This is a genomic window from Glaciecola punicea ACAM 611, from assembly GCF_000252165.1.
Taxonomy (GTDB): Bacteria; Pseudomonadota; Gammaproteobacteria; order Enterobacterales; family Alteromonadaceae; genus Glaciecola; species Glaciecola punicea.
Window position 1 is genome coordinate 474,820 of record NZ_BAET01000007.1, and the last position, 13,068, is coordinate 487,887.

The following is a 13,068-nucleotide window of genomic DNA, read 5'->3' on the forward strand; positions in this document are numbered from 1 at the left end:
GCCTGAATGCTTACTTTGCCGTCACTTTTTCACCTTTGTAAAAACCATCATTTGTCACATGGTGACGACGATGAGTTTCGCCAGAGGTCGCATCTACCGACAATGTCGCGCCTGGTAATGAGTCATGTGAACGACGCATTCCACGCGTAGAGCGTGTTCTTCTACTTTTCTGTACCGCCATGGGTTACTCCTAGTCTCGCTTAAGTTCTTTTAAAACCGCAAATGGGTTTTCACGCACTGGTCCCGGTTCGATGTCTCCAAACTGCATATTTTCAGCTTTTACCTTACATTCCTCATGAGAATGTAAGGGCACTAAAGGCAAAGATAGAATTAATTCATCTTCAAGCAGTTCAAATAAATCGACCTCTCCTTGGTCATCGACCTGTACCGGGTCGTATGCGTCTGGTAATAGGTCTGTTTGCTCACTCCCCTGCACGGGTGTGTAACAAAACTCAGTGTGAACTGAGTGGTCAAACACTTCATTACAGCGCTGACAAATTAGTTGCACCTGCGAACGCATTTCACCGTTAAAGTAAGTAAGACTCTGCGCGTCTTTTGAAAACTCAATTTTAACATGCACTTCAGGCGCAGCATCCGCTACCGCTGAGCTGTATCGTAACATTTCACACGCCAAATAAATGCCATCGTACTTCGACCGCAACTGCGCGCTTTTGTTTGGATCTAGTTTTTTTGGTAATTTCACATTTGTCATAGCGCGCGCATGGTATATATTTGTGTGGCGTTAGTCAAAGCTTTTCATTCGTTTGGTTTTCATAGCTAGCGCCTGAAATGGTTTAAAGCCCCTATAGTATATATATTAACTAATGTGCAATATAGTAAAATTAGTCAAACTTCACAACACACATTTTAATTATAGGCAAATTTACTCTTCAGCTTAGATTACGCAAATAGCTATTAGAAATAAACACTATATTGATTCAACAAACCTACTCCTTTGGTTCCTAAAAATAATAAATCCTGTTTTCTTTGTCTAAATAGCGCTACCTTAACAAAACGTTCATAACGAATACAACGTCACATAAAAATATAAGGTTATTAAATATGTCAAAATTTGCAGTGTTTTTTACAATAATGATCACTTTTTGCCTTGTCAATTTGCCAATGGCCAATGCTCAGCAAACCGCTTTAGTAGGCGGTCGTCTAATAGATGGTTTTGGCCATCAGCCGCTTGCCAATAGCGTTATTTTAATTAAAGATGGGATAATACTAAAAGTGGGTTCGATAGACACGTTACCGGTCCCTAACGACTATAAAGTGGTATCCACAGAAGGCATGGATGTGTTGCCCGGGCTGTGGGAAAACCATGCTCATTTAATGCTTACTGGGCATGCCGACTATGTGCACTGGCGTAAAGAGTATACATCTAAACTTGCTAGCGAAATAATGCCAGCAAGCGCCGAGCAGCTGCTCCTTGCGGGTATAACCAGTGCACGTGATTTAGGCGCGCCGCTTGAAGATTCGATATTAATAAAAAAACAAATTGAAAGTGGTGAAATCCCTGGCCCTCGCCTGTATGTATCAGGACCATTCTTGCAGCATAAACCTTACCCAGGTACCGAACATTATCGTTGGGGGATTGACGGCGTAAAAGATGCAAAGCTTAAGGTCAACAAGTTGGCTGACGCTGGAGTGGATATCATAAAGCTAATAGACCACGACATGATGACAATTGAGGAAGCTCAATCGATTGTAGATCAAGCTCACAAGCGTAATTTAGTGGTGGTGGCTCATGCACACAAACCTGACGAAATTAGACGTGGACTGGAGATTGGCGTTGATAATTTTGAGCATACCGGCTTGACGACTGCACCCGAATACCCAGAAGACGTTATTCGTTTGCTCAAAGAGCGTACTGCAAAAGGCCGCATTGCTGGTGGACCGTTATTTTGGACACCGACTGTAGAAGGTCTATGGAACTATGAGACAACAGTTTCAAATTTTGAACGCCTAGATGACAAGTGCTGGCATAGAGGACTAGAACCGAGCACGATTAAAGATATTCGTGATTCTCTTGGCAATGTGGGGCAGCTAGAATATATGCAGCTAACGCCGCTGCGAAAGCCTACACTTAAACGCAAAATTCAGCAGTTGAAAGATACCGGTGTCGTAATGCTAATTGGCACGGACAGCGGAATACCGACTAAATTCCATTGTCAGAGTACATGGAATGAACTTTCGGTATGGGTAAACGAAATGGATATTTCACCAATGGACACTATCAGAGCTGCCACATATTGGCCTTCGGTACTCATGAAGGTGAGTGATAAAACAGGCACTATTTCAGCCGGTAAATATGCCGATATTATTGCGGTTAAAGGTGATGTGCTGCGCTACATTAACTTGTTGCAAAACGTCGATATGGTAATGAAAGGTGGAAAAGTTTATAAGTTAAATGGCTTACCAACGGCTGATTAAGCCTATCAAATTTAGCTTGCTACACATTATCTAAACCAAGAAAACATAGTTAGTACCAGCAAGCTAACACCACTAGAACGACGCTAATGTTGTTATCTCACTATTTAGAGTTACGCAGCGATCATTACACTAAGAAAAACTTTTGCAAAAAAAATCAAACTAATATTGCTTCAGACTCTACGAAATATTTAATTGAAGTACTACGCGAACACAATTGAGTATTTAAACTATTATGGTTGTACAATCAATACAGTCGTCACATCAACTATTTTTGATTTACTTATGTCAACTATCCAAAACCAGCACTGCCCTATTTTACTTGCCTCTTCTTCAAAATACCGTGCGAAGTTGCTGGCGCAATTGGGGCTAGATTTTGTTCAGGCAGCGCCTAACATTGACGAGTCAGCTATAGATAAAGAAATGCCACATGACATGGTAAGTAGGTTAAGCGAACAAAAAGCATTAGTGTTATCTGAGCAACATCCCATGCATATTATTATATCGTCAGACCAAATCGCGGTGACGCAAAGGAATGAAATTTTAGGCAAACCGCTTACTCATGAGCGCGCGGTTGAACAGCTTATGCAGGTAAGTGGCCAAAAACTTACTTTTCTTACGGGCTTGTGTGTGTTATCCCCTTTGCCTAACAGCGCTGACGGCTGGCATAAGCAATTAGCGGTTGTGCCCTATTATGTACACTTTCGACCCTTAAGCCTTGCGCAGATAAATGATTATATTACACGAGAACAGCCTTTAGACTGCGCCGGTGCTTTTAAGGTAGAAGGCTTAGGCATTAGCTTATTTGAAAAGCTAGAGGGTGATGATCCTAACAGTCTGATTGGCCTGCCGCTTATTGCTTTATGTAGCATGTTGGCAAATATAGGCCGTCCAATTTTAGGGGGATAACCAAGCTATATCATTCTGCGGTAGTGTATCGTGGTGCACCATAGTCCGACATTATTTGTGCATAAATTTATACAAGCTTTACTACTTACTTTCTCGCACACCAAGGCTCAGCTTTTTTTGCAATATGCCTGAAAACCAAACCATCCCGCAGTCGCACAACAACTGGTTAAGAATGTACCCCATACCCAATCAGTCAACATAATTTTAAGCGTAAAACCTTCTATTATGCTATGGGCTGTAAGGTTGTATGCCCCATAGCTGGCTAGGCCTAAAAGCGCACCGTCTATGGCCGCGTAGGTCCATAGTTTTTCTCTATTGGGCAACACGGCTAATAAGAAGGTAACACTAGTGTATATCAAGTAAAATATTAACCAAGGCCAAGTTATAAACTGGCTTCGCATAAGCGACTGCATTTCAGTTTGATACCAGTTAGTGGCAAAGTAACCTAACCAAAATGCATCTAGAATAGCAAAGCTTATACAAATGCATGTTAGCGATATGACGATACTGCGCATAAACTTTTTAACATTGGTCAGCATGATGTAATCTTCCTTTACTTATTGTACTTAGTAATCGTAAACAGACATGCATACTTTACCCAAAAAACCAGTACGACACCATAATTGCTGCAAAGATGCCCGCAAAATCAGCCGCTAAACAACAGCCAACCGCGTAGCGACTGTGTTTTATGCCAACGGCGCCTAAATAAACTGCCAGTACGTAAAAGGTGGTTTCGGTGGAGCCTTGCATAACCGATGCTAAACGCCCTACAAAAGAGTCAGCGCCGTGAAACTGCATCGTTTCAATCATGAGTGCTCGAGCACCAGAGCCACTTAATGGTTTCATCATTGCGGTAGGTAGCGCATCTACAAAGCGGGTGTCTAGTCCTACTAAGGCAACCAAGAAAGCCACTTGATCAGTGACAAAATCCATAACTCCGCTGGCCCGTAGCATTCCAATAGCGAATAGCATCGCCAATAAGAAAGGAATAATTGACACCGCCACGTCAAAACCTTGCTTAGCACCTTCAACGAATTGTTCGTAGGTGTCTTGGCCTTTACGCCAGCCAATCACTAAGACGGCAACAATGAAGGTCATTAGTGCAAAGTTGGCAATTAAACTCGATTGACTGGCTAGCTGATCAGCGGCTAACCTTGAAAAGTAAAGCATAACTGCCGCTAACAAACTAAAGGCACCGACTAAGTAAATTAGCACCACGCGGTTAAATAAATTTACTTTTTGCACTGCGCAGGTGACTATCAAACCCACTAAAGTGGATGCGCTAGTGGCCAGCAGAATAGGAATAAACACATCGGTTGGCTGAGCTGCGCCTTGCTCTGCTCGATACAAAAATACGGCAATAGGAAATAAGGTCACAGACGAGGTGTTTAACACTAAAAATAATATTTGGGAATTTGTAAGCGTATCTTTTACCGGGGATAAGGTCTGCATATCCTGCATGGCTTTTATGCCAAAAGGCGTTGCTGCGTTGTCAAGGCCAAGAATATTTGCCGACATATTCATGGTAATACTGCCAAGCGCAGGATGATCTCTTGGTATATCAGGCATTATACGGCACAGCAGCGGGGCCAACAGTCTTGAAAATTTAGCGATTAAGCCTGAGTTTTCGGCTACTTTAAATATGCCTAACCAAAAAGCCAGTAAGCCTATAAGGCCAAGGGCTATATCAACACTGGTGCGTGCCATGCTGGTAACGGCGGTCATGACTTGTTCAAAGCTGCCCATGTCACCAGTAACAACCACCTTGATACATGTGGCAATGAAGGAACTGACAATAAAAGCCAGCCAGATTTTGTGCAGCATAACTGCCCTCTTTTATTATGTTTTAAGAATTTTAGTCATAGTGAAACACTTAATGTATGCCAGCCAAAGGCTTTAATTGCGACATTTTGGCTTAGCATATAAGCATACTCGAAAAATAGTACCATCAAATACAAGCCTGGGATCTATTTATACTAAAAAGCACTTTATCTTTAACTCACAAATACGGTATAGTATAATTAAGTTAATGATTACACGCATTGCTCCTATGTATTATATTATGCTAGGAAATATGCGGTAAGAAAGTATGCAGTACAAAGTTTGATGTTAAAAGTTTGATATTAAAAGAGGCTTTTGTGGAAGCCTCCCGTTGTTGTAGTTAGTACAAGTTAGCGCAAGGCTCTTAAATGAGCCACCCCCTAAGCCTGGAACGTTTGTTCCAGGCCTTTTTAATTAGGTTTACCCTATCCTGCATGCTTTAAAAATCAGCATGTACAGCTGAACAACATATAATTTATTACTCTGTTTTAGCCAGTCTCAACAAACCTTCTTGCACAGACGAAGCAACCAATAAACCTTCTTTGTTATAAATTTTGCCCTGAACCAGCGCGCGTCCATTGCCGCTAAAGGGGCTTTCCATATCGTACATTAACCAATCGTCAAATCGAAACGAATGATGAAACCACATAGCGTGATCAATAGTCGCTAAGCGCAAGTTCTTATCTTGAATAGCCAAGCCGTGTGCACCAAGCGCCGTGCTTAAAAATTGAAAGTCTGACGCATATGCAAGTGAAGCCTGATTCAACCCTACATCGTTAGATGTTTCATCCCTGCCTTTAAACCAAAGCTGTCGTTTAGGCTCACGTTTTACAGTGTCAAACATATGCGAAGCATTAATGGTGCGAATATCTACGGGTCGATGAAACGGCAAGGCTTCTTTCATTTTTTTCGATAATTTACTAAAATTCACCTCATGAAATTTAATATCTTTTTCAACCGATTCAGGCTTGGGAACATCAGGCATTACACTAAACTGATGACTTAAGCCCTCTTCTACCTTTTGAAACGACGCGGTCATATAAAAGATAGTGCGCTTGTTTTGAATCGCTTTTACGCGCCTGGCTGAAAAACTTCTGCCATCACGCACTGTCTCAACTTCATATGTAACCGGCTTGGTCGCGTCTCCGGGCAATAAAAAATAACTGTGAAAGGAATGAATGCGCCTGTCATCGGGCAAGCTTCTGTAGGCCGCTATAACCGATTGCCCTAATACTTGACCACCATATAATGCTGGAAATCCCAAATCCCAACTTTTACCTTCATATAAACCTTTTTCGAGTGCTGTTAACTCAAATAATGACTGTAAACGTGCATCGCTCATGTGATCTCCAATTATCAAGGGTAAAAGTGCATGTTTGCGACCAAGTATAGTGATTAAAGACACACTTATAAATAGCGATTATACAGCCCTACACGCTTTTAAAAAACATGCTTAGCCTTTATTATATTTTTTATGGGCGGTGTAGAACGACCCTCTAGAAACACCCACTCATAGACGCAAATAAAAGACGCTTAAATGAACTATTAGTGGGACCAGTTAGGCGACAAAGTTTGGTTGAATAATTATTGACTACAAAACATCCAGCTCATTACACGTATTCCTAATCGCTTTACGTGAAAGATAATACAAACACACGCGCCCTTGCGCTAGGGAACGTAAGGGTTTCTGGGATAAAAACGGGTGGGTAACGCTCGCTGCAATTTAAAAAAACGCGTGTCTTTATAAGGTAATTTCATAAAACCCGATATCCCTAAGCCTTCAATGGTCGGAATAAACGTAATAATGTCATTCAGCAGTTTTTTAAAAGCTTCTTCTTTAGAATGGTCTAAGAGCGTTACGTAACTGTGAACTTTAAGATGCTTAGGCAGTGCCTCAAATATGATGCAGCCAGTATGATGGATATTATTGAGCAAGCGTAGTCTTTCCAGTAAAGGTTCGGGCAATTTTAAAAGCTCATCAGGGTCTTCGCCGTCTTCAAAATAAGAATGCATACGGGATTGATCTTCTGCAACCGACACTTTGCTGACTTCATACCCTATTAGCATGTTTTGCTTTGGAATAAAGTTAGCGCTTTCATTTCGGCGCTCAACGTGCAGCGTGTTTTTTGCGTTAAACATGCACGATTTAAACACGCCTTTTCCGTCAATAGCTCGCGCTAGATTTATCATGTTGTCGACACTTCTATCGAATGAATATTGCATGCTGGGGTTATATAATTTTAACGACGAGTCTACGTACATACCGTCTTTTTGCCAGCGAATGGCTAGGCCTCCTACCACTGGGTATTTTCCCAAACGACTCACGGCCGAAATAAACGCTTTTTCAGTTTCGCCCATGCCTTGCAGAAAGTTTTTATAATAACGGTCAAATTGGGCATCGTTGATATAATTTAAATTGGCCTTGTCAAAGCCCTCTTGATCTCGCAAAAACGACTTTCTGGAACTGTATACAACGGTTTCAATATCTTTAGTTATTTTACTTATCCACGTTGGCAATGAACAAATACTGTCGTCCACCACATCTTTTACCACAATACGCTTAAAGTGATGATAATTTTTAAACAAGTAATCGCCGCCGCGCAATCGAGTAGCATGGTCATCGCTTAACAGCGCTTCTAAACACTGTGCTAAAGCTTGAGGTAAACCTAAGGATGAAGGCTTAATTACATGACAGCCGAAGCGCGACGACTGGCCCGACGCTAAAGCATAGATGGTCGAGGCTAAGCCTTGTTCATCGAAGCGAGGTGACGACATTTTGCCACTTAACTGATCATCGCCAATAAAATATACGTCGCCAAGTCGGGCGTTGGTTTGTTGTATGTCGCTGGACATTAAATCCATGACATTGTTGCCAATATGTTGCCCTTGATTATCAAGTTGAGCAAATACAGAAGAACCCCAATCAATCAGCATTAAGGTGTCGGTGCTGTCATCCCACACCACATTAGAGGGTTTCACATCGCCATGCACAATTGGTCTACTCACCCCGTTTTCAAAAAAACCGCGTAAACTCATTAATACGTCACACAAAGAGACTAAAATACTAAGCAAAGTAGTAATAGGTAGGGGGCCGTATTTTAGCGAAAACTGTTCTAAATCTTCACCAGGCGCACGCTTCATGGCTAAAATAGACTGGCGTTTAATTTTTTGAAAAGCGATGACTTTGGGAATGTTAGGGTGAAGCAGCAAGCCCTGCATGTAAGCTTCTTCTTCGAATCTGTCTTGCACGTGTTGAGGCAGCGTTACCTTCGAAAATTTGAATACGCGCTCTTCTCCTAGTGCAGATTTTCCAGCAAAGGCAAAACCAAATGCACCTTTGCCAATTAATTCAACGTTAAAATAGCCAAGCCTTTCAAGCTGTTTCTCGCATAGAGCAAACCAGTTTTTTAATTTTTTGGCATCTTTATGTGACAGCAAATATACCGACTGATCATCTGGTATATAAAAATGTTTAAGCGTTAGCTCTTTCATTTTGTAAGTCCCTTGTGTCTACCATAATACAAACTTCAGTCTGCAAAACGCACAGTTTATTGTGTATATGGGGTAATAACAGCATTATCATCACTAGGGAGGATCTACTAGCATTGACACTTTAGAAAGGTCACTAGCACCAGCATGAGCTAACGTTTTTAAATACTCAAGTGCTGATTTTAACGTAGAATCAAAGTGCCAAGGCGGGTTAAACACCACCATTCCCGAGCCGTACATGCCCACATTTTCGCTAGGTGTTTGATGTGCAAACTGAATGTCTAGCAAGCCTATTTTATGCTGAGCGGCAAGTTCAGTGAAAGCGAGCAGCATTTTTTCACTTAAACCATGTTTTGGCGTGTCTACTGTAGCGCCGCTGACTCTGTCTATTCGCTGCTGCGATAATAGCGGATACCATATGGCATATATGCCATTTTGCCACTTACTCAGGGCTTTGCTTATCGATTCAACAACCTGTTCATATTCAACTACTTGTTCATAAGGCGGGTCAATTAACACTAAGCCTCTATTTGGCTTAGGCGGCGTTAGCGCATTTAGCAGCTCAAAGCCATCTCGATGGTGACAATGAAATTCGCTATGACTTGTCCATTGTTTAAGATCACTATAAGCACTTGGATGAAGCTCACTAATATGCATATTGACATGCGCAAAGGTGTTTTGATCTGCACCTTTTTCTTGTGCTAATAAGCCAAGCATTTCCCAAGCAACAAGGGGTGAGCCTGGGTAACTAAGTTTAGCCATATAGGGCTTAATAAGGCGCATGTAATCAACAATAATCGCCGGTGTTTGGGACGTTTCTTGTAAAAAACGCGCCGCTACTTCATCGTGATGGCCTTGTTCTTGAATATCATAGCAGCCATTGCCAGCGTGAGTATCCAGGAAAAAAAAAGGTCTTGTTTTAACGCTGAGCGCTCTAATAAGGGCGCATAGGGTTACGTGTTTTAAAACGTCAGCGTGATTACCGGCATGAAATGCGTGTTGGTAACTTAGCAATGAGAGACTCCTATAATATGGCGGTCAGTTATCTAATATATTAGCGCAAGTGTACTAACATTTTTTCAGGATGGCAGAGATAATCCATCCATAAGTTATTAAATTTCACCATTGTGGCGCCATCAATCACGCGATGATCTCCCGACCAGTTTACCATCATAATGTTACTAGCAAAAACATCACCGATGGGCGTAAAGCGAGGCAGTTTCTGTGTTTTACCCAAGGCCACTATTGCGACGTCGGGTTTGTTAATAACCGGCGTAGCGGTAATACCCCCAATGGCCCCAATGTTTGACAGGCTAATAGATCCATTCGAAAGTTCGGCATTGCTGAGCTTACCTAAGCGAGCCCGCTCAATAATTCCGTTTAACTGCTGCGCAATATCAAACAGTGATAGGGTTTCAACGTTTTTAATATTGGGTACCAGCAAACCTATTTTTGAATCAACCGCAATGCCAATATTATGTGCGCTTAAATAGGTGAGCAGCGTGCCTGCCTCATTCAGCCGGCTGTTTAATATCGGGTATGTCTTCATAGCCAGCGACAGTGCTTTAATAAAGAAAGGTAAAAAGCTCAGCTTTACCGATTCAGCTTCAAATACAGGTTTGAGATCATTACGCAAGGCAATTAGCTTATCCATGCACAGTTCATCCGACACCGAAAAATGCGGAATAGTGCTAACACTGGCCATCATTTGCTTGCCCATGGTGGCGCGAATACCTTTAATGCTTTCTATCCTGTCATCGTTTGATGAAGCTTTTTCAATACCTGAAGTTTGCGCTGAGTTTGGCGCGGTTTGAGTATTTTGCGACGCTTGCGAATGCTCTTTATGGCTAGAAAGTGCCTGCATAACATCTTGTTTTAACACTCTACCTTTGTGACCCGTTGGCTTTATATCACTCAAAGAAATTTCATTTTCTTTGGCTAAGCGTCTTACTGCCGGACTTGCAATCGCGCGGCTGACTTGTACAGGCGGCTCGTATTTTTCGCCCTGCTGATGCTTATTTGTATCACTTGCGATGCCTGCAATAGAGCTTACAGCGGGATGCTTCAGCGAATGGTGTAACGCCGGCTCTGCTGTAGACGCAGAAGTGTTGCTGGTATTAGTTAAGTCTTGTGCTCCGCTGTCTATCTCTTGGTCAAATAAAGGCGTATGAACACCGGCAGTATCACCTTTTGCATAGTGTAGCTTAACTATTTTACCGTTGTATTTAGCTGGTATCTCAACCACGGCTTTGTCTGTCATTACTTCTACCACTGCCTGGTCTTCACTCACCACATCGCCTTCACTGACCAACCATTGCATAATCTCGCATTCAACAATACCTTCCCCAATATCAGGTAATATGAATGACTCAATTTGCGCTGAGCCAGAAGCTGTAGCTTTAATTGGCTGCGCTTCACTTTCAGGGCTAAGTTCGACTGTTTCAGCGCGCTCATCGCTTGATGACTGCATCGCAAACAAAGGCTCATGCACCCGAGCAATATCGCCTTCTTTATAATAAAGCTTGCTGACTATACCGTTGTGCATAGCGGGTATTTCGACCGTTGCTTTGTCGGTCATAAGCTCAGCTATAGGCTGATCTTCAACCACGGTGTCGCCTTCGGCCACTAGCCATTTAAGCAACTCACACTCAACAATGCCTTCGCCAATATCGGGTAATATAAAATCGTTCATGTGCGTAAAACCTCAGTAATCTAGTGTGCGCTTTATTGCTTCGTACGTTTTTAAGTGATCAGGCATGTATTCTTTTTCATGCGCTAAGGGATAAGGCGTATCAAGACCACAAACACGCGCAATTGGCGCCTCTAAATATAAAAAACATTCTTGCTGAACAGTGGCAGCTATTTCACTGGCAAAACCGCCAGTTAAGGGCGCTTCATGATTAATGAGTAATCTGCCCGTTTTATACACCGACTGAAAAATAGTCTCAGCATCCCAGGGCAAAATACTCTGCAGATCTATAATTTCACACGAAATACCATCTTTTTTAGCCATTTCAGCTGCTTTTTCAAGGACTTCTACCTGGGCACCCCATGCTAATAAGGTAATGTCAGTTCCGGTCGCTACAATATCGGCTTTGCCTAAGGGTAACTCATAGTCGTTCTCGGGCACATCCCCTACCGACGCGCGGTAAATCTTTTTAGGCTCCATGAAAAGCACCGGGTTGTCATCACGAATACTGGCAATTAACAAGCCTTTTGCTTGTTTAGGGTTACGTGGAATTACTACTTTCATACCCGGAATATGGGCAAAAAAAGCTTCAGGTGACTGCGAGTGATAAAGACCTCCTGCAATACCGCCGCCGTAAGGGGTGCGAATAGTTAAGGTACCGCAGCTAAATTGACCGCCAGAGCGATAGCGCCATTTAGACGTTTCATTCACAATTTGGTCAAATGCAGGAAAAATGTAGTCACTAAATTGGATTTCAGCTACGGGCACTGAGCCCTGCGAGGCTAAGCCGTTGGCAAAACCAATAATACCCTGTTCAGTGAGGGGTGTATTAAAGCAGCGTGACTTGCCAAACTTTTCCTGCAAGTTTGAAGTGGCTCTGAAAACGCCCCCAAAATGGCCTACATCTTCTCCAAACACCATGACTTTCTCATCGGCTTCCATGGTGGTAACAAGTGCGTTGTTAATAGCCTGTAGTAGATTCATCTTTGCCATGGTCTTATCTCCCTGCCGTTTTTGGATAATCTTGTGGATACTTGGCAATATGGCTTTCTAACTCTGACAACTGCTTTTTGAGATGCCATGGCGGAGTATCATACACATCCTCTATGATATCTTTGAGCGGGTTTACCGGCACTTTTTCAGCGCGTTTTAACGCTGCCAGTATGTCTTCACGACTTTTATCTAGGTATGCATCCATCTCTTTTTCATCAAACCAGCCTTTCGAATCTAAATAGCGTGCAAAACGCAGCAGCGGATCTTTTAACTGCCATTTAACTTCTTCATCTTTACTTCTATAGCCACTGGGATCATCTGAGGTACTGTGCGCAGCAAGGCGATAGGTCATAGCTTCAATTAGCACAGGGGTATTTTCGGCTAAAGCTAGTTTACGCGCGGTTTGCGTAGCGGCATAAACAGCCAGCACGTCGTTACCGTCTACTCTGATGGTGGGTACGCCGTAGCCTACTCCTCTAGCGGCAATACCGTCGCCCACAAACTGCTCTTGTGAGGGCGTTGAAATGGCATAACCGTTATTACGACAAAAGAAAATAGTGGGGCATTTGAGCACGGCGGCCATATTTAGCCCTGCATGAAAATCGCCCTCGGAGGCAGCGCCTTCACCAAAGTAACAAATAGTTACGGCAGGTGCACCGGCCATTTTTTGGCCATATGCGTAGCCTGCAGCTTGCGGTATTTGGGTCCCAAGCGGTGACGATATCGTCATAAAA

At 42.7% G+C, this 13,068-nt stretch carries 12 protein-coding genes; 2 read left to right on the forward strand and 10 right to left on the reverse strand.

The features are described 5' to 3' along the window. Positions 1-10: 10 nt before the first annotated feature. A complete protein-coding gene (gene rpmF, locus GPUN_RS04520; protein ID WP_040520148.1) occupies positions 11-181 on the reverse strand; it encodes a 50S ribosomal protein L32 in 171 nt (56 codons plus the stop codon). Between the two features lie 9 nt (positions 182-190). Beyond that, positions 191-712: a 23S rRNA accumulation protein YceD gene (gene yceD / locus GPUN_RS04525; RefSeq protein WP_040520150.1), complete on the reverse strand. Its 522-nt coding sequence runs from the start codon at positions 710-712 to the stop codon at positions 191-193. A 350-nt stretch (positions 713-1,062) separates the two neighbouring features. Here yceD and GPUN_RS04530 point away from each other — a divergent pair, with 350 nt between their 5' ends. Beyond that, positions 1,063-2,436: an amidohydrolase family protein gene (locus tag GPUN_RS04530; protein ID WP_006003871.1), complete on the forward strand. Its 1,374-nt coding sequence runs from the start codon at positions 1,063-1,065 to the stop codon at positions 2,434-2,436. 282 nt (positions 2,437-2,718) lie between these two features. Then, a complete protein-coding gene (locus GPUN_RS04535; RefSeq protein ID WP_006003873.1) occupies positions 2,719-3,342 on the forward strand; it encodes a Maf family protein in 624 nt (207 codons plus the stop codon). 107 nt (positions 3,343-3,449) lie between these two features. Here the strand turns inward: GPUN_RS04535 and GPUN_RS04540 are convergent, their stop codons facing one another. The 8 genes from GPUN_RS04540 to GPUN_RS04575 all read right to left on the reverse strand — a co-directional run. Next, a complete protein-coding gene (locus tag GPUN_RS04540; RefSeq protein WP_006003874.1) occupies positions 3,450-3,881 on the reverse strand; it encodes a DUF2177 family protein in 432 nt (143 codons plus the stop codon). 55 nt (positions 3,882-3,936) lie between these two features. After that, positions 3,937-5,166: a nucleoside recognition domain-containing protein gene (locus tag GPUN_RS04545; RefSeq protein WP_006003875.1), complete on the reverse strand. Its 1,230-nt coding sequence runs from the start codon at positions 5,164-5,166 to the stop codon at positions 3,937-3,939. A gap of 475 nt (positions 5,167-5,641) precedes the next feature. Then, a complete protein-coding gene (locus tag GPUN_RS04550) occupies positions 5,642-6,505 on the reverse strand; it encodes an acyl-CoA thioesterase (RefSeq protein ID WP_006003876.1) in 864 nt (287 codons plus the stop codon). Positions 6,506-6,831: 326 nt separating this feature from the next. Then, the gene (locus GPUN_RS04555; protein WP_006003878.1) at positions 6,832-8,655 is read right to left on the reverse strand and encodes a protein kinase domain-containing protein; all 1,824 of its coding nucleotides are present in this window, start codon (positions 8,653-8,655) and stop codon (positions 6,832-6,834) included. A gap of 93 nt (positions 8,656-8,748) precedes the next feature. Beyond that, a complete protein-coding gene (rlmJ, locus tag GPUN_RS04560; protein ID WP_006003880.1) occupies positions 8,749-9,666 on the reverse strand; it encodes a 23S rRNA (adenine(2030)-N(6))-methyltransferase RlmJ in 918 nt (305 codons plus the stop codon). A gap of 40 nt (positions 9,667-9,706) precedes the next feature. Continuing rightward, positions 9,707-11,344 carry a dihydrolipoyllysine-residue acetyltransferase gene (locus GPUN_RS04565; RefSeq protein ID WP_006003882.1) on the reverse strand — a complete coding sequence of 546 codons (1,638 nt, stop codon included), beginning with the start codon at positions 11,342-11,344 and terminating at the stop codon, positions 9,707-9,709. A gap of 12 nt (positions 11,345-11,356) precedes the next feature. Beyond that, on the reverse strand, positions 11,357-12,334 hold the full coding sequence (locus tag GPUN_RS04570; protein ID WP_006003884.1) for an alpha-ketoacid dehydrogenase subunit beta: 978 nt from the start codon (positions 12,332-12,334) through the stop codon (positions 11,357-11,359). A gap of 4 nt (positions 12,335-12,338) precedes the next feature. Further along, positions 12,339-13,068: thiamine pyrophosphate-dependent dehydrogenase E1 component subunit alpha (locus GPUN_RS04575; protein ID WP_040520298.1), on the reverse strand; the 730-nt coding region annotated here is incomplete at its 5' end.

What these genes read in the sequence shown, in the direction of transcription:
- rpmF (WP_040520148.1), bottom strand. Translation starts at nt 181, where the DNA reads ATGGCGGTACAGAAAAGTAGAAGAACACGCTCTACGCGTGGAATGCGT.
- yceD (WP_040520150.1), bottom strand. Translation starts at nt 712, where the DNA reads ATGACAAATGTGAAATTACCAAAAAAACTAGATCCAAACAAAAGCGCG.
- GPUN_RS04530 (WP_006003871.1), top strand. Translation starts at nt 1,063, where the DNA reads ATGTCAAAATTTGCAGTGTTTTTTACAATAATGATCACTTTTTGCCTT.
- GPUN_RS04535 (WP_006003873.1), top strand. Translation starts at nt 2,719, where the DNA reads ATGTCAACTATCCAAAACCAGCACTGCCCTATTTTACTTGCCTCTTCT.
- GPUN_RS04540 (WP_006003874.1), bottom strand. Translation starts at nt 3,881, where the DNA reads ATGCTGACCAATGTTAAAAAGTTTATGCGCAGTATCGTCATATCGCTA.
- GPUN_RS04545 (WP_006003875.1), bottom strand. Translation starts at nt 5,166, where the DNA reads ATGCTGCACAAAATCTGGCTGGCTTTTATTGTCAGTTCCTTCATTGCC.
- GPUN_RS04550 (WP_006003876.1), bottom strand. Translation starts at nt 6,505, where the DNA reads ATGAGCGATGCACGTTTACAGTCATTATTTGAGTTAACAGCACTCGAA.
- GPUN_RS04555 (WP_006003878.1), bottom strand. Translation starts at nt 8,655, where the DNA reads ATGAAAGAGCTAACGCTTAAACATTTTTATATACCAGATGATCAGTCG.
- GPUN_RS04565 (WP_006003882.1), bottom strand. Translation starts at nt 11,344, where the DNA reads ATGAACGATTTTATATTACCCGATATTGGCGAAGGCATTGTTGAGTGT.
- GPUN_RS04570 (WP_006003884.1), bottom strand. Translation starts at nt 12,334, where the DNA reads ATGGCAAAGATGAATCTACTACAGGCTATTAACAACGCACTTGTTACC.